The sequence below is a fragment of the Salmonella sp. SAL-020 genome (assembly GCF_017372215.1).
GTDB lineage: Bacteria > Pseudomonadota > Gammaproteobacteria > Enterobacterales > Enterobacteriaceae > Salmonella > Salmonella enterica.
Genome location: NZ_CP071690.1, coordinates 1788797 through 1811205, shown reverse-complemented (window position 1 = coordinate 1811205; position 22409 = coordinate 1788797). Strand labels below are relative to the sequence as shown.

Here is a 22409-nt window from a genome sequence, read left to right as displayed (position 1 = left end):
TTACTCCTTAGCTGCGGCCAGCCAGCGCGATAAACGCTGCGCAAAGGCGGCCTGGCTTTCCAGTAACTCATCACCCGTCACAAGCGGCGTCGGGCGCGCAATAACGATGCAGGGAATGCCCGCATCCAGACAGGGCTGAACTTTTTCCTGATATCCCCCCTCCGCGCCGGATGCTTTGGTAATGACTACGTCGGCCCGGCACTGGTGGTAAAACGCGGCGTTAAAATCAGCGCTGAACGGCCCACACAGTGCGAAAATTTCTCCAACGCCGAACCCCAGTTCGCTGCAGCGTTGAATCACCTCCGCCACGGGCAGTACGCGCGCCAGCAACGTTTTTTCCGCCAGCCCGGCACGCCAGACGGCCAGATCTTTACTGCCGGTCGTCAGTAACACGCGCGGACCAAAACGCCTCGCTATCTCGCAGGCATCGGCAATACTGCGCGCCGTATAGAGAAGCGGATGCGTCAGATTGCTAAGCTGCTCCGGACGCTGATAACGACTTAACAACACGCCCGCCGTTTCACAGGCGCGAAGGAGGTTATGGCTGACCATTTCTGCATAAGGATGCGATGCATCTATTACCCAGCGAGTACGGTTTTCTTTTAGCCAGGCGACCATCTGCCCGTACTCCAGACGACCACAGCGCACCTGTCCTTTAATGTCGCCAGCCAGCGCTTTTCCGGCTGGCGTCGCCACGGATAAGGTGTACGCGACGTTCGCCGCATCCAGTTGTCGGCATAACGCGCGCGCATCGCTGGTGCCGCCCACCACCAGCACCTCCCCCTCATTCACAACGTGTAACCTCGCGGCGTTATCATCAGCCCATCCTGAACATAGGTCGTTTTATTACCAACGATGACCAGACTGGTCATATCTACCGGTTCAAAATCCATATCGCCGAGCGTAGTCAGCCATTTTTCCTCTTTCTTACGTCCGGCGGATTTCACCACGCCAACCGGCGTTTGCGCGCTTTTACTGGCGGCAAGCAGGTCAAACGCGCGCGCCAGATGCCCTTCGCGCCCGCGGCTGCGCGGGTTGTAAAAACAGATAACAAAGTCTGCCTCTCCGGCGGCAACAATACGTTTTTCAATAACCGGCCACGGGGTCAGCAGGTCGCTGAGGCTGATATGACAGAAGTCATGCATCAACGGCGCGCCCAGTAAAGAGGCGGCGGCGATGCTGGCGGTCATGCCAGGAATGAGCCGCACCTCGACGTCCAGTTTTTGCTTGCCGACCAGTTCCAGCACCAGACCCGCCATGCCGTAAATTCCCGCATCCCCGCTGCTGATGAGCGCTACGTTATGCCCAGCCTGCGCCAGTTCAATAGCCGCCTGGCAGCGTTCAATTTCCTTACACATGCCGGTCTTGATCACCTGCTTATCGCCGGTGAATGCTTTAACCAGATGGGTATAGGTTTTGTAGCCCACGACGATTTCCGCCGCCTGTAACGCCTCAATCGCTTCCATGGTCATCATTGACTGTGAGCCAGGGCCAATTCCGATTACGCTTAACATCAGTGTGAAACTCCCAAAGTAATAGTGACGCCCTGTTCTCGCAGGGTCTCGCCTAACAATTGTCCCTGGCTTAATAACCACGCTGCCGGGCCGGATACGCTGCCAACGCCCACCGTTTTTCTGACGAAGCCAGAACCGGGAAAATGGTGTTCGAATTCACGCAACGCTTCGGCGGTAAAGGTTTTAAAAGGCACGCGGCAGCAGGAGGCGAGCTGAATAAGCCCCGGCTCCCCTTTTTTGAGCGTGACGCTGCCAATCGCTTTTAACGCCAGCGGATCGAGTTTCTGCGCTTCAAGCTGACGCGCCAGTAATGTCGCTAACAGGGGAAATGGCGTATCGCGGCGACAGCCAATTCCCGCCACCACACGCTGGGGCACCAGTTTCCAGTGCAGTACGGGAAGCTCAGGGAGGTCATTACGCAAAGAGACGCAGATAAGCGCATCCAGCTCAGGCAACCGCTGCAAATCATCAACAGGGATAAAACCGCGAATATCGCACTGGCCGATCTCTTCCGTTAGTTCGGCATCCCACCATAACCCCACACGTTGATGACTGACCAACATCTGGTTAACGGTTTTTACCGCCGTGCGAAGATCGGACATGCGGGCGTTAAGCTGGAAAGCTAAGGTGTCCAACGCGGACATCTCATTGACATCCGTTGCCGTGGTAATCACCGGATCGGCGCCTAACATTCCTGCCAGGTAGCGCGTCAAGGCATTGGCCCCGCCCGCATGACCGGAAAGCAGGCTAATGACATGCTGACCTCGTTCATCAATGACGACCACCGCCGGATCGCTGAACTTGTCGTTCACTAACGGCGCCAGGACACGAACGGCAATGCCGGTCGCGCCGATAAAAATAAGCGCGGTATAAGTGGTAAAAGCCTGCCGGGCGGTATTAGCGAATCCGCCATCGAAGGGAATAAATCCCTCTTCCCGCAGTTTTTCACTGGTAAAGCAGGTTAACGGCAGCATCGCGGAGAGTCTCTTTGCCAGCGCCACGCCGCCGGGCGTCAGGCAAAACAACGCAATGGATTCAGGCTTTACGGTATTCATGGCTAAAGTCCGCTGCATAAAGTCTTGAGTAGTGATACTCCTTACCCAGAAAATTCCCGACCAGAATCAGCGCCGTCTTACGGATGCCAGCATCACGTACTTTGTCGCTAATATCCGCTAACGTGCCGCGAACGGTCTGGCTTTCCGGCCAGGTAGCCTTATAGATGACCGCGACAGGCGTAGCTGCCGGATAACCGCCGGCAATGAGACGTTCCGCCACTCGGTGAATACGCTGAACGGAGAGATAAATCGCCATCGACGTCTGGTGACTGGCGAACGCCTCCAGTTGCTCGCGCGCCGGTACTGGCGTACGCCCTTCCAGACGGGTAATAATGAGACTCTGCGATACCTCCGGTACGGTATATTCCACACCCAGCTCCGCCGCAGCGCCGAGAAACGCGCTGACGCCAGGCACTACCTGCCAGTCGATACCACGGCGGGTTAACTCTTCGCCTTGCTCACGTACGGAGCCGTACAGCGAGACATCGCCCGTTTGCAAACGCACCACCGTTTTTCCCGCTTTCACGCCCGCCGCCATCAGCTCGATAATCTGCTCAAGATGCAGTTCGGCGCTGTCGTAGCGTTCTGCCTGCGCGGGGCAGTAATCCAGCAGTTCGGTATTGATCAGCGAACCGGCATAGATAACTACCTGCGCCTGTTGCAGCAGGCGGTAGCCTTTAAGCGTGATCAGCTCGCGATCGCCCGGCCCGGCGCCGACGAACCATACACAGCGTGGATCAAATGTCTCTGACATGGTTTTCTTCCTTCTGACAGGCGATAACAAAAACAGGATTGTTCGGTTTGAAATAGTGCCCCGCCCCCAGCGGCGTTAACGATGAAAGCTGAAGCTGTACACAGTCCATTCGACATGCGCCGATGTGCGCAAGATGCGCCAGCGCGCTATGAAGGTTTTCCTGCAAGATAAAGGTCATCACCAGACGGCCACCGGGATGCAGATGGCCCATCGCCCAGTCAATCAGCGCCGTCAGATGTCCGCCGCTGCCGCCCATAAACACCGCATCGGCTTTCCCGGTTATGGTCATTGGCGCTTCGCCGGGGAGAATATCGATATTGCCGCAGGCAAAGCGCTGACGATTCTCATCAAGCAGCCGTAGCGCGGCAGGATTACGCTCGATAGCCGTCACCTGCAACGAAGGAAATTGCAGCGCCGCTTCAATTGAGACGCTTCCCGTTCCCGCCCCGACGTCAATCAGGTGACTGGCGCGGTGGAGCTCAAGTTTCGACAGCGCCAGCGCCCGTACCGCCTCTTTGGTCATTGGCACGTTCTCGCCGCGCAGAAAAAGCTCATCTTTCATCCAGGATCACCACTGTATTCATTTCATAGTCGGCGTTGACCGCACTGACGGGTAGCCAGTGGATCCGCTCATTTTCCATCGCCAGATTTTCACCAATCACCATTAAGCGATGCCCTTTGCCCCGCGCGACCAGTTCCCGCGCGATTTCTCGCGGCCCGCAGCGGGCATCCGTGACCATCGCCACTTTGCGATGGCTCGCCAACTGATCGAAGCTGACGCAACGACCGTGGCTACTGGTCAACCACATGTCATTCATATCAATTCCAGCCTGCGCGCACAGATACTGTACGGCGCTGATGCCAGGGATAATGCGAACCTGTTCGATACCAAAATGCGCCACCAGGCGTGTACCGATGCCATAAAACAGCGGATCGCCGGAGGCCAGCACCACGATCCCTTTATCCCAGCGGGCGGCAATCCAGGACAACAACGCGCCAATATCCGCGCCCAGCGTAAATCGTTCGCCGCCAAACGCCGGAAACTGCGCCAAATGCCGTTTACCGCCTGCCAGCGCATCGGCGTGGTCTATCGCTTCCAGCGCCGCAGGGGTCATCAAATGCCGTCCGGCGGGCCCCATTCCCACGACCGTTAGCATTGCAGCTCCTTAGCAATCTCGTCGACGGGACGATTACTGCCGAGAATATGGTTATCAAAAGAAAACAGGATGGCGTCGCAGACAGGCGGCGTTTTGGTAAAACGCAGCATCTGCATGACTCGCAAACAAATACGCCTGGCAAGATGGTTATAGATATGCCCGAAGCCATATGCTTCAATGTGCTCCATTGCCGCTTCAGTGGTATCGCAATCGCCGACCAGGGTGAGTAACTCCAGCGGCGCGCCCAGTAAAGCTAAATGCGCGACCAGCGTTTCCATGCGCGCATCGGCAATATGGCTATGGGTATGAAAGATCCCGGCGGCGATTTTGATCAGTTTTCCAGGATGCCCCACCAGCACTATCTGGCAAAATCCCAGCCGTACCGCCTCTTCAATCATGTAGCCGACAAAATTGCTCATGGTGACGACTGCCTGTGTGTCGACGCCCATTTGTTCGCGAACAAACCGTTCGCCGTGGTTGCCCGGCACGAGTATCACCCGCGTTAATCCTGACGCCCGTTTGATCTCCAGTTCCAGCGATAGTGAGCGTTTCCAGCTTTCTTCCGACATCGGCGTCACAATGCCGGTAGTGCCAATAATGGAAATGCCGCCAAGGATGCCAAGCCGCGAGTTATACGTTTTTTGCGCCCGCACTTCGCCTTCCGGGGCAAAAATCTCCACATCGGCCCCACGCGCCGGGCCTATCGCTTCGCGCACCGCTGACTCAATGGTATGGCGCGGCGTACGATTGATGGCGGCGCTCCCGAGCGGCAGTCCAATCCCTTTACGCGTTACCGTACCAATACCTTCGCCGCCAGTGAGCGTAATCTCACCGCTGTCGTTGAGCGTAACGCGGGCAAAAATCAGCATTCCGTGCGTGGCATCCACGTCATCGCCGCCATCTTTACGAATTGCGGCTATCGCCTGCTGGCCTTCAATGTGCGGCGACTCCACGTTCAGGCATAGCGTGACGCCCGACGGCGTGACGATGGAGACCTGATGAATCAGATGTTGACGTAATACCATCAGCGCGGCGACTTTTGCCGCCGCCGTCGCGCAGGAACCGGTGGTATATCCTTTACGTAACGCTTTACCGTGGTGCCAGACCGGCGCGTCAAAAGAAAGCTCGCTCATCAGGCCTCCCGGAGATGATAGAGCAGCGCATTGACGATAGCGGCAGCCACGTTACTGCCGCCTTTACGCCCTAACGCGGCAACCGCGGGGAAATGGCTATGGGTGAGTGCCTCTTTGGACTCCGCCGCGCCGACAAAGCCTACCGGTACGCCCACCACGCCGCTCACCGTCACGTTATGTTCAAGCAAACGGAACAGGGCCGTCGGCGCATTACCGAAAACAAAGAGCTTGTTTTTCTCCTCCTCGGCGATAGCGATATCGACGGCGGCCATTGAACGGGTAATCCCCTGCGTTTGTGCGGCGCGCACCACGCGCGGATCGCTGATATAACAGCGACACTCGCCGCCAAACGTCGCCAGTAATCTTTTATTAATGCCGGACAGCGCCATCGTGGTATCGGTATAAATAATGCACGGATGGCGTAACGCATCACAAAGCTGCTCCAGCGCATCGGCAGAGAACCACAAAATGTCCAGCCAGTCGAAATCGGCGGTGGTATGAATAACCCGCTTGATAATGGCCTCATGGAGCGGACTGGCGAAACGGTAATCAGGACGCGTTTCGCGAATAATGTCGCTAATAATGGTGAAACTGTTGGCCTCAATGGTTTGGGGCTGCTGGATATAATGCATACTGTCGTCCTCAGGCCACGCCAGATAACCCGCACCGCGCCGCAATAAACAGCGCCAGCGCCAGGGTTGAAGCGACCCACATCAATCGAATCGTTCGGGAAATATCGTCCACGGAAATATCGCGCTGCGCGTCGCCTATCCAGGGCTTGTCCACACGCTCGCCAAAGTAGTTATTTGGGCCGCCGAGCTGGATACCTAAGGCGCCGGCCACACACGCTTCCGACCAGGCGCAATTTGGGCTACTGTGGTTATAACGGTCACGCCAGCCAATACGCAGCGCACGCCAACCACTCAGGCGACACAGTCCTGCCGCAATGCCCAGCAACAGCCAGCTCAGTCGGGCAGGAAGATAGTTCGCTACGTCGTCCATACGGGCGCTGACCATACCAATCGCCCGGTATTTTTCATGTTTGTAGCCCACCATTGAATCCAGGGTATTGACGGCTTTGTAGGCCATCGCCAGCGGCGCGCCGCCGAGAAAGAGGAAAAAGAGCGGCGCGATAATGCCGTCAACGGTGTTTTCTGCAACCGTTTCCACCACGCCGCGATTGATCTGCGCTGGCTGAAGTTGCGACGTATCGCGCCCGACGATCCAGGAGAGTTTTATTCGGCTTTCCGCAAGGTCGTTCTCCCGCAACGGTCGTTCAACCTCCTGCGCGGCGCGGGCCAGAGAGCGTCCGGCCAGCGTGGTAAAGATCATCCAGACTTCGACGCTCCAGCCAAACCAGGGGTGAATCCGCTGCGCCAGCGCCAGTACGCCCCATGCCACGCCCCAGGTCGCCCCGACAACCACAACCCACATTACGCCGCCGCCAATCCGCAGCGCTTTATCGCCGGGACAATAGCGACGCACAATACGCTGCACAAACGTAATTAATCGGCCTATCCAGCGTACCGGATGGGGCCAGTGTTGAGGGTCGCCGATGATAAAATCCAGCACCCAGGCGATACACCAGGCAAGGATCGTCATAATACGCGCCTCGCCGCCGCCAGCCAGTGCTGCAACATTTCCGGACGCTGGGCGAAATGGACGTGCAGATAGCTGGCAAACGTGTTGCCTGTCTGCCAGCCGCCAGTCCATTCCTGTAACACGCGGCCATCGCGAACCTTACGACAGGCCATAACGGCGGGTGTTTCGGGGATAAAATCTGAGTAGTGAAATTCATGGCCGCGCACTATCTCGCCAGGCGCCGCCAATAGCGTTGGCTGCATAGCCTGCGCCTCACAGTAGCCAAAGCGGGTAAGTCGCTTACCCATTTTGCTGTGACCGGGGATAATATTCGCCATCTGATGAATTTCCCCACCGCTATCCTCCAGAGTGCTCCCCAGATACATCAGACCGCCACACTCCGCGTAAATCGCCACGCCGCGCTGATGCGCCGCCCGCAAATGTTTTAACATCGCCGTATTTGCCGCCAGATCCGCGGCGTATAATTCAGGATATCCACCGCCCAGCCAGATCATCTGACAATCAGGCAATGCGCGGTCATGCAGTGGGCTAAAACGCACAATGTTAACGCCGGCACGCTCCAGAAAATCGATGTTATCGGGATAATAAAAGTTAAAGGCCTCATCATCCGCCAGAGCAAGCGTCAGCCCTGCCCCCGCTGTGTTATCGGGGCGCTCAGGCCACATTCCCGTCGGAAGCGCTGATAACACGCTCAGCGAGAGTAGCGCATCCACATCCACTGTTTGTTCCAGCGAGGCGGCAAAATCATGCCATGATTGCTGATTGACGAGGGATTCTCTGGCGGTAATCAACCCCAGGTGGCGTTCAGGTAATGCGACGCCGTCGCAAGGAGGAACATACCCCAGTACCGGCAGTGAGCAATAATGTTCAATGGCATTTTTGAGGAGCTGATAGTGGGCGTCGCTAGTGACGCGATTCACAATCACGCCCGCGAGGTTGAGGGTCGGGTCGAAGTGCTGAAATCCCATAACGGTAGCCGCAAGCGACGTTGAAACAGCCTTGCCGTCCACCAGTAGGATGACCGGGCAACCAAGCTGTTTGGCCATCGCGGCTGTGCTGCAGTAATTGGGGTCGACGCCATAGCCGTCATACAGCCCCATGACGCCTTCAATGACAGCGATATCCGCCTGCCGCATTTGTTCGCAAAATAAGGCGTTGAGAACAGGAGGAGGAAGCATGAAACTGTCAAGATTACGGGACGCCACGCCACAGATAGCGGTATGCCAGCCGGTATCAAGGTAATCTGGCCCAACTTTAAACGGCTGTACGCGCAGCGCGCGTTTTTGCAGCAGCCTCAACAAACCAAGCGTCACCGTGGTTTTGCCGCAACCGCTTCCTGTGCCTGCAAGAATAAATGCGTGATGCCTTGCCGCCATTACCCTGATCCTGTTCAGGGTGGTAGGGGTATACAGGTACGCGCATGTTCAGTCTTTCGACTGTACGCGTCTTCGCAACCCACTTCCCACCGAAGTTGTTGGTTATCACCGACAGGCAGGTCTTCTGGCTTAGCGTCCTCCTCGCCCGTCCTTCCCAATCTTGCGATCAGTGGTCTTTACGGGGTCGTCAGCATCACAGCAGCGGGGGCTGCGGGGGATTTTCACCCCCTTCCCTACCACAAATGTGGCAAACCTGTTGGTTTACGTTATGGCTGTACGGCACACCCATAACGGCAATTAATAATGTGCTACGTTTTACATTTCTGTGAGCAATAGCCTGAGCGGTTGCTCATCTGACGTTAATCTACTCATCCTTACCGGTATATTGACGATAAAACGTATCGACAAAGCGTAATAAAACTTATCTTTCCTGACACTGTACTTCATCACAAAAATAAAAACTGATGCAGTTTATGCCCTAAATTTTATTATTTTGTTGCGCTATGACAATTTATTGTTACACCAGATAAATTTTCTTTCTGAAATGATTAAGATACAAAAGACTATCAAAAATCGGCAATAGCAAAATATTGCTATTCATAACGATGGAGGATGAGAATTCTCATTTATCTGCTGGCGATAAGCCTGCGGCGTAACCTGATAGGTCTGGCGGAAGACTTTGCAAAAATAGCTGGTTTGCGAAAAGCCTAAATTACGCGCAATACTGGCAATACTCCAGTCACTATGGCAAAGCAATTCTCTGGCGCTAACCATTCTCTGGCGGTTTACCCACGCATTAAATCCGATTCCCTGATATTTTTTGAATAGCTTACTGAAGTAATAGGGGCTGAGATAGACATGTGAGGCGACATCCTCAAGACGAAGATCGTCGGACAAATGCGCATCAATATAGCGAAGCGCTTTTTTCATTTTACTGTCATGCGGAGTGGGACCACGAGTGGTTTTATTTGCCTCCGATTGCTGCGGATTGTCTTTGATAACCACGAAATTGAGCTGTTTTTTCAGGCAATTCTCAACTATCAGTTTAAGAAGATCGGCGGAAGCGATAACGCGTGAATAGTCCATCTCTGGCACATTCCGAAATTCATTCAAGAGCTCAGGATCAGCCTGCCAGCGATCGTCGACATTAAGAATGTTTACCAGCTCCACGTCATTACTTAAACGAACCTGCCCGCATAAAACAAAGCCAACTAAATGCCCTGCGATTACCAGCGGAATAGAAAAATCCGTTAGACCGGCATGACAACGATAAATACAGGGTTGATCGGACTTCGATGCCTCCAGTCCCCCGCAGCGATCGCTCATACGACAACGTGTACTATGCTGGGGATGCTGCCGCATCAACTGACAAAACGGCGTGAAATTGAATAGCTCAGATATTTCATCACCATGAATATTGACAACCACAACCGCCAGACCGGTGGCTTGTGCAAAATCCTGTGCGATTTTATTAATGAGTTCTGAGTTCAGAGCGCTCGCAGAAATCATGATAAAACCCCTCAGTTAATTTATTGTTATAAACAAAACACATTATTTACATTCACTTTTTATTAGCATTATCCTGGCCCTGATAAAAAGTACAATGACAATATCAAAAGTCTCCCATTGCTGGGAGACTTTTGATCAGTTCGTGAAAGCAGATCACGAAATTATCTCACCTGTTTTTACGATACATCATTGCTGTGAATCTGGTTCGCATTTTCTTACAGTTCACAGCGGTTACAAGGTAAATTCTTACCAATAAAATAGCGATATATGGCTGCTCCGGCACAGGCGCCGATAACAGGCGCGACAATCGGCACGATAAAATAAGGGATCTCTCGCCCACCGCTCATCGCCATGTTCCCCCACCCCGCTAACCATGTGAACAGTTTGGGACCGAAATCACGCGCCGGGTTCATTGCAAAACCGGTAAGGGGTCCAGTAGACGCGCCGATAACGGCAACCAATATCCCAATAAGCAAAGGCGCAAGCGGCCCTTTAGGAATGCCATTGCCATCATCCGTCAATGCCATGATCATGCCCATCAGAATCGACGTAATGACCACTTCCACCAACGCAGCCTGCCATACATTTAGCGCTGCGGCCGGATAGGTACTGAAAATGCTGGCTAATTGCAAACTTTCGACGCTACCGCGCACCATATGATGCGCAGTCTCAAATTCAGTAAAAAGGCTACTATAAAGCACATACGCCAGCAGAGCGCCGCCAAAAGCGCCGGCAAACTGGGCAATAATATAAGGCAATACTTTCTGTTTGGGAAAGCAGGCAAACAGCCACAGCGCAATCGTCACCGCAGGGTTAAGATGTCCGCCGGAGATTCCGGCAGTAAGGTAAACGGCCAGTGAAATTCCAAGCCCCCAAATAATGCAAATCTCCCATAATCCGAGGCTGGCGCCTGCGACTTTGAGCGCGCTCAAACAACCGATACCAAAAAACAAAAAGAGTCCGGTGCCTAAAAATTCCGCACCACATTGCGCCTTTAGAGAATCATTCATGTGACACCTTCTGAGCAAAGTTCGTGTCCTGGCCAGCGCAAGTTTCGGCTGGCGGTAGAGTACAGCTAACCTCACTATAAAAAGTGCCGCCTGTAAATTGTTGGCAACCTGCGGGCCTGCCTTCCGGAAAAATCGTGTTGCGATAGCAAAATTTTGCTTTTCCGATATTTTTATCAGCCCATCACACGGGAAATTTGAGCTATAAAATACGCCTGTTGAAATAATAAAATATTGCACAAGCCAACTTATCAATTTCGAATAAACATCACATTTTGCGTCTTTCGCCATATCAAATAAAAATACTCTCGTCACTAACAAAAATGTAAAAATGAAATAATAAAAACAAAATAATCATATAGACAATAATAAATTAAATATTGATTATCAATGAGTTATAAAAATAAAAGGCAATTTAGTCATATTGCTTTCTCATTATTTTCTGATGCTCAACAGCAAGTCAGCCATTCTTTTTCCTCGCATCTTCTTATAGTCCCAACTATCGGAACACTCCATGCGAGGTCTTTATGCAACAAGAAGCACTAGGAATGGTAGAAACCAAAGGCTTAACCGCAGCCATAGAGGCCGCTGATGCAATGGTTAAGTCAGCCAATGTGATGTTAGTGGGCTATGAAAAGATTGGCTCCGGGCTGGTAACCGTCATCGTGCGCGGCGATGTTGGCGCGGTCAAAGCGGCCACCGATGCAGGTGCCGCAGCCGCACGCAACGTGGGTGAAGTGAAAGCCGTACACGTCATCCCACGCCCTCACACCGATGTAGAAAAAATCTTACCGAAGGGAATTAGCCAATGAGCAGCAATGAGCTGGTGGAACAGATCATGGCGCAGGTGATTGCCCGTGTGGCAACGCCGGAACAACAGGCCATCCCTGGTCAACCCCAACCTATACGAGAGACGGCTATGGCAGAAAAAAGCTGCAGTTTAACGGAATTTGTCGGGACCGCCATTGGCGATACCCTGGGCCTGGTTATCGCCAACGTCGATACCGCCCTGCTGGACGCGATGAAGCTTGAGAAGCGCTATCGTTCCATCGGTATTCTCGGCGCCCGCACCGGCGCAGGCCCGCACATTATGGCGGCGGACGAAGCGGTGAAAGCCACCAACACCGAAGTGGTCAGCATTGAGCTGCCGCGCGATACCAAAGGCGGAGCGGGCCACGGTTCGCTGATTATTTTAGGCGGTAACGATGTATCCGACGTCAAGCGCGGTATCGAAGTCGCGCTGAAAGAGCTGGACCGCACCTTCGGTGATGTTTACGGCAACGAAGCCGGACATATCGAGCTGCAGTACACCGCTCGCGCCAGCTATGCGCTGGAAAAAGCGTTCGGCGCGCCGATTGGCCGCGCCTGCGGCATTATCGTCGGCGCTCCGGCTTCCGTCGGCGTACTGATGGCCGATACCGCGCTGAAGTCAGCCAACGTTGAAGTCGTGGCGTACAGCTCTCCGGCGCACGGCACCAGCTTTAGTAACGAAGCTATTCTGGTGATTTCCGGCGACTCCGGCGCGGTCCGTCAGGCGGTGACCTCCGCCCGCGAAATCGGCAAAACCGTCCTTGCGACCCTCGGTTCTGAACCGAAAAACGATCGCCCGTCCTACATCTGATACCCACGAGGCTGATTCATGAGATCGAAAAGATTTGAAGCACTGGCGAAACGCCCTGTGAATCAGGACGGCTTTGTTAAGGAGTGGATCGAAGAAGGCTTTATCGCGATGGAAAGCCCGAACGACCCAAAACCGTCGATAAAAATCGTTAACGGCGCGGTAACCGAGCTGGACGGAAAACCGGTTAGCGAATTCGACCTGATCGACCACTTTATCGCCCGCTACGGCATCAACCTGAACCGCGCCGAAGAAGTGATGGCGATGGATTCGGTCAAGCTGGCTAACATGCTGTGCGATCCGAACGTCAAGCGCAGCGAAATCGTTCCGCTAACCACCGCGATGACCCCAGCGAAAATTGTCGAAGTGGTTTCGCATATGAACGTGGTTGAGATGATGATGGCGATGCAGAAAATGCGCGCCCGCCGTACTCCATCTCAACAGGCGCACGTCACCAACGTTAAAGACAACCCGGTGCAAATTGCCGCCGATGCCGCCGAAGGCGCATGGCGCGGGTTTGACGAACAAGAGACGACGGTTGCGGTAGCGCGCTATGCGCCGTTCAACGCCATCGCGCTGCTGGTTGGTTCTCAGGTAGGTCGTCCGGGGGTACTGACTCAATGCTCGCTGGAAGAAGCCACCGAGCTGAAGCTCGGCATGCTGGGCCACACCTGCTACGCCGAAACCATCTCCGTTTACGGCACCGAGCCGGTCTTCACCGACGGTGACGATACCCCATGGTCGAAGGGCTTCTTAGCCTCTTCCTACGCCTCTCGCGGCCTGAAAATGCGCTTCACCTCCGGCTCCGGCTCCGAAGTGCAGATGGGCTACGCCGAAGGCAAATCCATGCTGTATCTGGAAGCGCGCTGCATCTATATCACCAAAGCCGCGGGCGTTCAGGGGCTGCAAAACGGCTCCGTAAGCTGCATCGGCGTACCGTCTGCCGTGCCGTCAGGCATTCGTGCCGTGCTGGCGGAAAACCTGATCTGCTCTTCGCTGGATCTGGAATGCGCCTCCAGTAACGACCAGACCTTCACCCACTCCGATATGCGTCGTACCGCGCGCCTGCTGATGCAGTTCCTGCCGGGTACCGACTTTATCTCCTCTGGTTATTCCGCGGTGCCGAACTACGACAACATGTTCGCCGGTTCCAACGAAGATGCGGAAGACTTTGACGACTACAACGTTATCCAGCGTGACCTGAAAGTGGACGGTGGTCTGCGCCCGGTTCGCGAAGAGGACGTTATCGCCATCCGTAACAAAGCCGCCCGCGCGCTGCAGGCCGTGTTTGCCGGAATGGGACTGCCGCCGATTACCGATGAAGAAGTTGAAGCTGCGACCTATGCCCACGGTTCGAAAGATATGCCGGAGCGTAACATCGTCGAAGACATCAAGTTCGCCCAAGAAATCATCAATAAAAACCGCAACGGTCTGGAAGTCGTTAAAGCGCTGGCGCAGGGCGGGTTTACCGACGTGGCCCAGGACATGCTCAACATCCAGAAAGCCAAGCTAACCGGCGACTATTTGCACACCTCCGCCATTATCGTCGGCGACGGACAAGTGCTCTCTGCGGTTAATGACGTCAATGACTATGCCGGTCCGGCAACAGGTTATCGCCTGCAGGGAGAACGCTGGGAAGAGATTAAAAACATCCCTGGCGCTCTTGATCCCAACGAGATTGATTAAGGGGTGAGAAATGGAAATTAATGAAAAATTGCTGCGCCAGATAATTGAAGACGTGCTTCGCGATATGAAGGGCAGCGATAAACCCGTCTCGTTTAATGCGCCTGCGGTATCCACAGCACCACAGACCGCTGCGCCTGCGGGCGACGGCTTTCTGACCGAAGTGGGCGAAGCGCGCCAGGGCACTCAGCAGGACGAAGTCATTATCGCCGTCGGCCCGGCATTTGGCCTGGCGCAAACCGTCAATATCGTCGGCTTACCGCATAAGAGCATTTTGCGCGAAGTCATTGCCGGTATTGAAGAAGAAGGTATCAGGGCGCGCGTGATTCGCTGCTTTAAATCTTCCGACGTGGCGTTCGTCGCCGTGGAAGGTAACCGCCTGAGCGGCTCCGGCATCTCCATCGGCATCCAGTCGAAAGGCACTACGGTTATCCACCAGCAGGGGCTACCGCCGCTCTCCAACCTGGAGCTGTTCCCACAGGCGCCGCTGCTGACGCTGGAAACCTACCGTCAGATTGGTAAAAACGCCGCCCGTTATGCGAAACGCGAATCACCACAGCCGGTCCCTACGCTCAATGACCAGATGGCACGCCCGAAGTACCAGGCAAAGTCGGCCATTTTGCACATTAAAGAGACCAAGTACGTCGTGACGGGCAAAAACCCGCAGGAACTGCGCGTGGCGCTTTGATAAAGGATAACTCCATGAATACCGACGCAATTGAATCGATGGTTCGGGACGTATTGAGCCGCATGAACAGCCTGCAGGGCGATGCGCCAGCAGCGGCTCCTGCGGCAGGCGGCACGTCCCGCAGCGCAAAGGTCAGCGACTACCCGCTGGCGAACAAACACCCGGAATGGGTGAAAACCGCCACCAATAAAACGCTGGACGACTTTACGCTGGAAAACGTGCTGAGCAATAAAGTCACCGCTCAGGATATGCGCATTACCCCGGAAACCCTGCGCTTACAGGCGTCTATCGCCAAAGATGCGGGCCGCGACCGGCTGGCGATGAACTTCGAACGCGCCGCCGAACTGACCGCGGTACCGGACGATCGCATTCTTGAAATCTACAACGCCCTTCGTCCGTATCGTTCAACGAAAGAAGAGCTGCTCGCTATCGCCGACGATCTCGAAAACCGTTATCAGGCAAAGATTTGCGCAGCTTTCGTTCGTGAAGCGGCAGGGCTGTACGTTGAGCGTAAAAAACTCAAAGGCGACGATTAAGGATTTCGTATGCGATATATAGCTGGCATTGACATCGGTAACTCATCAACGGAAGTCGCACTGGCGCGGCAAGATGAGACTGGCGCACTGACGATTACGCACAGCGCGCTGGCGGAAACCACCGGGATCAAAGGCACGTTGCGTAACGTGTTCGGCATTCAGGAAGCGCTCGCCCTCGTCGCAAAGCGCGCGGGGATCAATGTCAGCGATATTTCGCTCATCCGCATTAACGAAGCCACGCCGGTGATTGGCGATGTGGCGATGGAAACCATTACCGAAACCATCATCACCGAATCGACAATGATCGGCCATAACCCAAAAACGCCGGGCGGAGCAGGCCTTGGTGTGGGTATCACGATTACGCCGGAGGAGCTGTTAACCCGCCCTGCGGACTCGTCCTATATTCTGGTGGTATCGTCAGCATTCGATTTTGCCGACATCGCCAATGTTATCAACGCCTCAATGCGCGCCGGATACCAGATTACCGGCGTCATTTTGCAGCGCGACGATGGCGTGCTGGTCAGCAACCGGCTGGAAAAATCGCTGCCGATCGTTGACGAAGTGCTCTACATCGACCGCATTCCGCTGGGGATGCTGGCGGCGATTGAAGTCGCCGTGCCGGGGAAGGTTATCGAGACCCTCTCCAACCCTTACGGCATCGCCACCGTATTCAACCTCAACGCCGATGAGACGAAAAACATCGTCCCGATGGCGCGCGCGCTGATTGGCAACCGTTCCGCCGTGGTGGTTAAAACGCCATCCGGCGACGTCAAAGCGCGCGCAATACCCGCCGGTAACCTGGAGCTGCAGGCTCAGGGTCGTACCGTGCGCGTGGATGTTGCCGCCGGTGCCGAAGCTATCATGAAAGCGGTGGACGGCTGCGGCAAGCTCGACAACGTCACCGGCGAGGCCGGGACCAATATCGGCGGCATGCTGGAGCACGTACGCCAGACCATGGCCGAGCTAACCAATAAGCCCAGCAGCGAGATTTTCATTCAGGATCTTCTGGCCGTTGACACCTCGGTTCCGGTGAGCGTCACCGGCGGTCTGGCCGGGGAGTTCTCACTGGAGCAGGCCGTCGGCATCGCCTCGATGGTGAAATCAGACCGTCTGCAGATGGCGATGATTGCCCGTGAAATTGAGCAGAAGCTTAATATCGACGTGCAGATCGGCGGCGCTGAGGCTGAAGCCGCCATTCTGGGCGCGCTGACCACGCCGGGTACCACCCGACCGCTGGCGATCCTTGACCTCGGCGCGGGCTCCACCGATGCCTCCATCATCAACCCTAAAGGCGAAATCATCGCCACTCACCTCGCCGGTGCAGGCGACATGGTGACGATGATTATTGCCCGCGAGCTGGGGCTGGAAGACCGCTATCTGGCGGAAGAGATCAAAAAATACCCGCTGGCGAAGGTCGAAAGCCTGTTCCACTTACGCCACGAGGACGGCAGCGTCCAGTTCTTCCCGACGCCGCTGCCTCCCGCCGTGTTCGCCCGCGTCTGCGTGGTGAAACCGGACGAACTGGTGCCGCTTCCCGGCGACTTAGCGCTGGAAAAAGTGCGCGCCATTCGCCGCAGCGCTAAAGAACGCGTCTTTGTCACCAACGCCCTGCGCGCGCTGCGCCAGGTCAGTCCAACCGGCAACATTCGCGATATTCCGTTCGTGGTGCTGGTCGGCGGCTCGTCGCTGGATTTCGAAGTTCCGCAGCTGGTCACCGATGCGCTGGCGCACTACCGCCTGGTCGCCGGGCGAGGAAATATTCGCGGCAGCGAAGGCCCAAGAAACGCGGTGGCCACCGGCCTGATTCTCTCCTGGCACAAGGAGTTTGCACATGGACAGTAATCACAGCGCCCCGGCCATCGTCATTACCGTTATCAACGACTGCGCCAGCCTCTGGCACGAAGTGCTGCTGGGTATCGAAGAGGAAGGCATCCCTTTCCTGCTTCAGCATCACCCGGCTGGAGATGTCGTTGACAGCGCCTGGCAGGCGGCGCGCAGCTCGCCGCTGCTGGTCGGCATTGCCTGCGATCGACATACGCTGGTCGTACATTACAAGAATTTACCCGTATCGGCGCCGCTTTTTACGCTGATGCATCATCAGGACAGTCAGGCCCAACGCAACACCGGTAATAACGCGGCACGGCTGGTCAAAGGGATCCCCTTTCGGGATCTCCATGCTTAATCACAGGAGAACGGCAGTATGAATAACGCACTGGGACTGGTTGAAACAAAAGGGCTGGTCGGCGCCATTGAAGCCGCCGATGCAATGGTTAAATCCGCCAACGTACAGCTGGTGGGCTACGAAAAAATTGGTTCTGGCCTGGTTACCGTCATGGTTCGCGGCGATGTCGGCGCGGTTAAAGCAGCCGTAGATGCCGGCAGCGCGGCGGCAAGCGTCGTGGGTGAAGTGAAATCCTGCCACGTTATCCCGCGTCCGCACAGTGATGTTGAGGCCATTTTACCGAAATCAGCCTAATCGATGGCGAATAAGGAGCACCGCGTGAAGCAATCACTGGGATTACTTGAAGTTTGTGGTCTGGCACTGGCTATCAGCTGCGCCGATATCATGGCGAAATCCGCTTCTATCACGCTGCTCGCCCTCGAAAAGACCAATGGTTCAGGCTGGATGGTGATTAAAATTACCGGTGATGTGGCCTCCGTGCAGGCGGCCATCACCACCGGTGCGCAATTTGCCGAACAGCGGAATGGTCTGGTGGCCCACAAGGTTATCGCCAGGCCCGGAGAAGGGATCCTGCTCGCAGAGACACCCTCCCCCTCCGTCATTGAACCTGAGCCTGAAGCGTCAGAGATAGCTGATGTCGTTTCTGAAGCGCCAGCCGAAGAGGCCCCGCAGGAATCAGAACTGGTCAGCTGCAATCTGTGTCTGGATCCAAAATGTCCGCGCCAGAAGGGCGAACCTCGTACGCTTTGCATTCATTCCGGCAAGCGAGGTGAAGCGTAATGGATAAAGAGCTTTTGCAATCAACGGTCCGTAAAGTTCTCGACGAGATGCGCCAGCGGCCTATTCCGCTGGGCGTCTCAAACCGTCATATCCACCTGTCCGCGCAGGATTATGAGCGGCTGTTTCCCGGCCATCCCATCAGCGAAAAAAAAGCGCTACTGCAGCCGGGACAATATGCTGCGGAGCAAACCGTCACCCTGGTAGGGCCGAAAGGACAGCTCAACAATGTGCGCCTGCTCGGCCCGCTGCGCTCGGTAAGCCAGGTGGAAATTTCGCGTACCGATGCGAGAACGCTGGGGATTGCCGCGCCGCTGAGAATGTCCGGCAACCTGAAGGGCACACCTGGCATCCGCCTGGTCAGCCCCTTTGGCGAACTGGAGCTACCTTCCGGGGTTATCGTCGCGCAGCGGCATATTCATATGTCGCCGCTTGATGCGCTGATCCTGAAGGTCTCCCACGGCGATAGGGTTTCGGTAGCGATTGAAGGCGACGAGCGCGGGCTGATTTTCAACAATGTGGCGATTCGCGTTTCACCGGACATGCGCCTCGAAATGCACATTGATACCGATGAAGCCAACGCCGCTGGTGCCGATAACCCGCAGGCCTTTGCCCGGCTGGTAGGCCCGCGATGAACGGCGAAACTCTGCAGCGCATTGTCGAGGAGATTGTCTCCCGACTGCAGCGCCGTGCCCAGAGCACGGTGACGCTGAGCGTTGCGCAGCTTCGCGATGCCGACTGCCCAGCGCTGTTCTGTCAGCACGCGTCGCTGCGCATCCTGCTCGTCGACCTGCCGCTGCTGGGTCAGCTTGCGGATGCAGAAACCGACGATACCGCCGCCCGGAAAATTCACGACGCGCTGGCGTTTGGCATCCGCGTACAGCTCAGCCTGCACAGCCAGCTGCTGCCGGTTATCCCGGTAAAAAAACTGGCTCGTCTGCCGCTGGTATTCACCGATGAGCGCGGACTGCCGCTGGTTCTGCACGCGGGTTCGGTGCTGAGCTATCGCGATGTCGCGCTGCTAAGCCGGGGGCGTGTGGTTGTCCACCGCAAATGCATCGTGACGGCCCTGGCGCGCGAAGCAGCTAATGCGCGGAATATTCAATTAATTAAGCAGGAGTAAATCATGCATCTGGCACGAGTCACGGGCGCGGTTGTCTCCACGCAAAAATCACCTTCTTTGATTGGGAAAAAGCTGCTGCTGGTGCGTCGGGTCAGCGCCGATGGCGAACTCCCCGCCTCGCCAACCTCCGGCGATGAAGTGGCCGTGGATTCCGTCGGCGCAGGCATCGGCGAGCTGGTTCTGCTCAGCGGCGGCTCCAGCGCCAGGCACGTTTTTTCCGGGCCAAATGAGGCCATCGACCTCGCCGTTGTCGGCATTGTCGATACGCTTTCACGTTAAGGGGCGAATATGGCGATTTATACCCGAACAGGTGACGCAGGCACCACATCACTGTTTACCGGCCAGCGGGTGAGCAAAACGCACCCGCGGGTTGAAGCCTACGGCACGCTGGATGAGCTGAATGCCGCGCTGAGCCTGTGCGCCTGCGCCGCTGCGGATGAAAATCACCGCACCTTACTCGAGGCCATCCAGCAGCAACTTTTTTGGTTTAGCGCAGAGCTGGCCAGCGACAGCGAGCAGCCATCGCCCAAACAGCGCTACATCAGCAGCGAAGAGATTTCGGCCCTGGAAGCCGCTATCGATCGGGCAATGGCCCGCGTCGAACCGCTGCACAGCTTTATTTTACCCGGACGCTGCGAAGCCGCGAGCCGCTTACATTTTGCCCGCACGCTGGCGCGCCGCGCCGAACGCCGTCTGGTTGAACTGGCAACTGAAGTCAACGTACGCCAGGTGCTGATGCGCTACATCAACCGCTTATCGGACTGCCTGTACGCCCTGGCCCGCGCGGAAGATAGCGATGCGCACCAGGCCAACATCATCCGCGAAGTTAGCAAGCGCTATCTGGCTGCCAGCCAGCCGACCCGCAGCAAGGAGACAACGCCCGTGGCCCTCTCATTCCACGATCTGCACCAGCTCACCCGCGCCGCCGTTGAACGCGCGCAGCAACTGCAGGTTCCGGTAGTCGTCAGCATCGTTGACGCGCACGGCACGGAAACTGTGACCTGGCGGATGCCGGACGCCCTGCTGGTCAGCAGCGAACTGGCGCCGAAAAAGGCCTGGACCGCAGTGGCAATGAAAACGGCGACCCATGAGCTGAGCGATGTTGTTCAGCCAGGCGCCGCGCTTTATGGCCTGGAAAGTCATTTACAGGGAAAAGTGGTCACCTTTGGCGGCGGTTACGCCCTATGGCGCGACGGCATATTAATTGGGGGTCTTGGCATCAGCGGCGGCAGCGTTGAGCAGGACATGGACATAGCACAGACCGCCATCGCGGCTATTAACGTGGGAACACATCAATGAATACTTCTGAACTCGAAACCCTGATTCGCACCATTCTTAGCGAGCAATTAACCACGCCGGCGCAAACGCCGGTCCAGCCTCAGGGCAAAGGGATTTTCCAGTCCGTGAGCGAGGCCATCGACGCCGCGCACCAGGCGTTCTTACGTTATCAGCAGTGCCCGCTAAAAACCCGCAGCGCCATTATCAGCGCGATGCGTCAGGAGCTGACGCCGCTGCTGGCGACCCTGGCGGAAGAGAGCGCCAATGAAACGGGGATGGGCAACAAAGAAGATAAATTCCTCAAAAACAAGGCTGCGCTGGACAACACGCCGGGCGTAGAAGACCTCACCACCACCGCGCTGACCGGCGACGGCGGCATGGTGCTGTTTGAATACTCACCGTTTGGCGTTATCGGTTCGGTCGCACCGAGCACCAACCCGACGGAAACCATCATCAACAACAGCATCAGCATGTTGGCGGCGGGCAACAGCGTCTACTTTAGCCCGCATCCGGGGGCGAAAAAGGTCTCTCTGAAGCTCATCAGCCTGATTGAAGAGATTGCCTTCCGCTGCTGCGGCATCCGCAATCTGGTGGTGACTGTAGCTGAACCCACCTTCGAAGCGACCCAGCAGATGATGGCCCACCCGCGAATCGCAGTACTGGCCATTACCGGCGGCCCCGGCATTGTGGCAATGGGCATGAAGAGCGGTAAGAAGGTGATTGGCGCTGGCGCGGGTAACCCGCCCTGCATCGTTGATGAAACGGCGGACCTGGTGAAAGCGGCGGAAGATATCATCAACGGCGCGTCATTCGATTACAACCTGCCCTGCATTGCCGAGAAGAGCCTGATCGTAGTGGAGAGTGTCGCCGAACGTCTGGTGCAGCAAATGCAAACCTTCGGCGCGCTGCTGCTAAGCCCGACCGATACCGACAAACTCCGCGCCGTCTGCCTGCCTGAAGGCCAGGCGAATAAAAAACTGGTCGGCAAGAGCCCATCGGCCATGCTGGAAGCCGCCGGGATCGCTGTCCCGGCAAAAGCGCCGCGTCTGCTGATTGCCGTTGTCAACGCCGACGATCCGTGGGTCACCAGCGAACAGCTGATGCCGATGCTGCCGGTGGTAAAAGTCAGCGATTTCGATAGCGCACTGGCGCTGGCCCTGAAGGTTGAAGAGGGGCTGCATCATACCGCCATTATGCACTCGCAGAACGTGTCACGCCTGAACCTCGCGGCCCGCACCCTGCAAACCTCGATATTCGTCAAAAACGGCCCCTCTTATGCCGGGATCGGCGTCGGCGGCGAAGGCTTTACCACCTTCACTATCGCCACGCCAACCGGTGAAGGGACCACGTCAGCGCGTACTTTTGCCCGTTCCCGGCGCTGCGTACTGACCAACGGCTTTTCTATTCGCTAACTGAG

Annotated in this window: 26 protein-coding genes and 1 riboswitch; of the genes, 14 read left to right on the top strand and 12 right to left on the bottom strand. The window is 56.1% G+C overall.

Annotated elements, in window-relative coordinates; all coding sequences use genetic code 11:
- From J1G48_RS08510 to pduF, 12 genes are all read right to left on the bottom strand, one after another.
- Complete coding sequence (locus J1G48_RS08510) at window positions 1–792, bottom strand: cobalt-precorrin-6A reductase (RefSeq protein ID WP_001001983.1); 792 nt, start codon at window positions 790–792, stop codon at window positions 1–3.
- The gene (locus J1G48_RS08505) at window positions 789–1514 is read right to left on the bottom strand and encodes a precorrin-3B C(17)-methyltransferase (protein ID WP_000953647.1); all 726 of its coding nucleotides are present in this window, start codon (window positions 1512–1514) and stop codon (window positions 789–791) included. The genes J1G48_RS08510 and J1G48_RS08505 overlap by 4 nt, the downstream gene beginning before the upstream one ends.
- Window positions 1514–2569, bottom strand: a complete 1056-nt coding sequence (gene cbiG / locus J1G48_RS08500; protein WP_001098928.1) for a cobalt-precorrin 5A hydrolase — start codon at window positions 2567–2569, stop codon at window positions 1514–1516. The genes J1G48_RS08505 and cbiG overlap by 1 nt, the downstream gene beginning before the upstream one ends.
- Window positions 2550–3323: a cobalt-precorrin-4 methyltransferase gene (locus J1G48_RS08495; RefSeq protein ID WP_000004867.1), complete on the bottom strand. Its 774-nt coding sequence runs from the start codon at window positions 3321–3323 to the stop codon at window positions 2550–2552. Before J1G48_RS08495 ends, cbiG begins: the two co-directional genes overlap by 20 nt.
- Window positions 3307–3885, bottom strand: coding sequence for a decarboxylating cobalt-precorrin-6B (C(15))-methyltransferase (locus J1G48_RS08490; protein ID WP_000650985.1), 579 nt, complete (start codon window positions 3883–3885; stop codon window positions 3307–3309). The genes J1G48_RS08495 and J1G48_RS08490 overlap by 17 nt, the downstream gene beginning before the upstream one ends.
- The gene (locus tag J1G48_RS08485) at window positions 3875–4480 is read right to left on the bottom strand and encodes a cobalt-precorrin-7 (C(5))-methyltransferase (RefSeq protein WP_000958840.1); all 606 of its coding nucleotides are present in this window, start codon (window positions 4478–4480) and stop codon (window positions 3875–3877) included. Before J1G48_RS08485 ends, J1G48_RS08490 begins: the two co-directional genes overlap by 11 nt.
- A complete protein-coding gene (gene cbiD, locus J1G48_RS08480) occupies window positions 4474–5613 on the bottom strand; it encodes a cobalt-precorrin-5B (C(1))-methyltransferase CbiD (RefSeq protein ID WP_001292910.1) in 1140 nt (379 codons plus the stop codon). The genes J1G48_RS08485 and cbiD overlap by 7 nt, the downstream gene beginning before the upstream one ends.
- Window positions 5613–6245: a cobalt-precorrin-8 methylmutase gene (locus tag J1G48_RS08475; protein ID WP_000558988.1), complete on the bottom strand. Its 633-nt coding sequence runs from the start codon at window positions 6243–6245 to the stop codon at window positions 5613–5615. Before J1G48_RS08475 ends, cbiD begins: the two co-directional genes overlap by 1 nt.
- A gap of 10 nt (window positions 6246–6255) precedes the next feature.
- Window positions 6256–7215, bottom strand: coding sequence for an adenosylcobinamide-phosphate synthase CbiB (gene cbiB / locus J1G48_RS08470; RefSeq protein ID WP_000153660.1), 960 nt, complete (start codon window positions 7213–7215; stop codon window positions 6256–6258).
- Window positions 7212–8591: a cobyrinate a,c-diamide synthase gene (locus J1G48_RS08465; RefSeq protein ID WP_000741252.1), complete on the bottom strand. Its 1380-nt coding sequence runs from the start codon at window positions 8589–8591 to the stop codon at window positions 7212–7214. The genes cbiB and J1G48_RS08465 overlap by 4 nt, the downstream gene beginning before the upstream one ends.
- A 96-nt stretch (window positions 8592–8687) precedes the next feature.
- Window positions 8688–8863: riboswitch (cobalamin riboswitch) on the bottom strand.
- A 325-nt stretch (window positions 8864–9188) separates the two neighbouring features.
- Window positions 9189–10100 (bottom strand): regulatory protein PocR, encoded by a 912-nt coding sequence (pocR, locus tag J1G48_RS08460; RefSeq protein WP_000622326.1) that lies wholly within the window; start codon window positions 10098–10100, stop codon window positions 9189–9191.
- A gap of 215 nt (window positions 10101–10315) precedes the next feature.
- Window positions 10316–11110 (bottom strand): propanediol diffusion facilitator PduF, encoded by a 795-nt coding sequence (pduF, locus tag J1G48_RS08455; RefSeq protein WP_001000023.1) that lies wholly within the window; start codon window positions 11108–11110, stop codon window positions 10316–10318.
- 524 nt (window positions 11111–11634) lie between these two features.
- Here pduF and pduA point away from each other — a divergent pair.
- The 14 genes from pduA to pduP are packed head-to-tail and all read left to right on the top strand — an operon-like array spanning window position 11635 to window position 22404.
- On the top strand, window positions 11635–11919 hold the full coding sequence (gene pduA, locus J1G48_RS08450; protein ID WP_001183618.1) for a propanediol utilization microcompartment protein PduA: 285 nt from the start codon (window positions 11635–11637) through the stop codon (window positions 11917–11919).
- Window positions 11916–12728 carry a propanediol utilization microcompartment protein PduB gene (pduB, locus tag J1G48_RS08445; RefSeq protein ID WP_000097497.1) on the top strand — a complete coding sequence of 271 codons (813 nt, stop codon included), beginning with the start codon at window positions 11916–11918 and terminating at the stop codon, window positions 12726–12728. Before pduA ends, pduB begins: the two co-directional genes overlap by 4 nt.
- Window positions 12729–12746: 18 nt before the next feature.
- Complete coding sequence (gene pduC / locus J1G48_RS08440; RefSeq protein WP_001256896.1) at window positions 12747–14411, top strand: propanediol dehydratase large subunit PduC; 1665 nt, start codon at window positions 12747–12749, stop codon at window positions 14409–14411.
- Window positions 14412–14421: 10 nt separating this feature from the next.
- The gene (pduD, locus tag J1G48_RS08435; protein WP_000405052.1) at window positions 14422–15096 is read left to right on the top strand and encodes a propanediol dehydratase medium subunit PduD; all 675 of its coding nucleotides are present in this window, start codon (window positions 14422–14424) and stop codon (window positions 15094–15096) included.
- Window positions 15097–15110: 14 nt separating this feature from the next.
- On the top strand, window positions 15111–15632 hold the full coding sequence (gene pduE, locus J1G48_RS08430) for a propanediol dehydratase small subunit PduE (RefSeq protein WP_001090597.1): 522 nt from the start codon (window positions 15111–15113) through the stop codon (window positions 15630–15632).
- Window positions 15633–15641: 9 nt separating this feature from the next.
- Window positions 15642–17474: a propanediol dehydratase reactivase alpha subunit PduG gene (pduG, locus tag J1G48_RS08425; protein ID WP_001268879.1), complete on the top strand. Its 1833-nt coding sequence runs from the start codon at window positions 15642–15644 to the stop codon at window positions 17472–17474.
- Window positions 17464–17814, top strand: a complete 351-nt coding sequence (pduH, locus tag J1G48_RS08420) for a propanediol dehydratase reactivase beta subunit PduH (RefSeq protein ID WP_000377975.1) — start codon at window positions 17464–17466, stop codon at window positions 17812–17814. Before pduG ends, pduH begins: the two co-directional genes overlap by 11 nt.
- A gap of 18 nt (window positions 17815–17832) precedes the next feature.
- Window positions 17833–18108: a propanediol utilization microcompartment protein PduJ gene (gene pduJ, locus J1G48_RS08415; protein ID WP_001057755.1), complete on the top strand. Its 276-nt coding sequence runs from the start codon at window positions 17833–17835 to the stop codon at window positions 18106–18108.
- A gap of 3 nt (window positions 18109–18111) precedes the next feature.
- On the top strand, window positions 18112–18594 hold the full coding sequence (gene pduK / locus J1G48_RS08410; RefSeq protein ID WP_001284393.1) for a propanediol utilization microcompartment protein PduK: 483 nt from the start codon (window positions 18112–18114) through the stop codon (window positions 18592–18594).
- Window positions 18594–19226: a phosphate propanoyltransferase gene (locus tag J1G48_RS08405; protein WP_000356718.1), complete on the top strand. Its 633-nt coding sequence runs from the start codon at window positions 18594–18596 to the stop codon at window positions 19224–19226. Before pduK ends, J1G48_RS08405 begins: the two co-directional genes overlap by 1 nt.
- Window positions 19223–19714, top strand: coding sequence for a propanediol utilization microcompartment protein PduM (pduM, locus tag J1G48_RS08400; RefSeq protein ID WP_001012971.1), 492 nt, complete (start codon window positions 19223–19225; stop codon window positions 19712–19714). The genes J1G48_RS08405 and pduM overlap by 4 nt, the downstream gene beginning before the upstream one ends.
- A gap of 3 nt (window positions 19715–19717) precedes the next feature.
- Complete coding sequence (gene pduN, locus J1G48_RS08395; protein ID WP_000549823.1) at window positions 19718–19993, top strand: propanediol utilization microcompartment protein PduN; 276 nt, start codon at window positions 19718–19720, stop codon at window positions 19991–19993.
- A gap of 9 nt (window positions 19994–20002) precedes the next feature.
- Complete coding sequence (gene pduO, locus J1G48_RS08390) at window positions 20003–21013, top strand: two-domain cob(I)yrinic acid a,c-diamide adenosyltransferase PduO (RefSeq protein WP_001029486.1); 1011 nt, start codon at window positions 20003–20005, stop codon at window positions 21011–21013.
- A complete protein-coding gene (pduP, locus tag J1G48_RS08385; protein ID WP_001097684.1) occupies window positions 21010–22404 on the top strand; it encodes a CoA-acylating propionaldehyde dehydrogenase PduP in 1395 nt (464 codons plus the stop codon). Before pduO ends, pduP begins: the two co-directional genes overlap by 4 nt.
- Window positions 22405–22409: the final 5 nt, after the last annotated feature.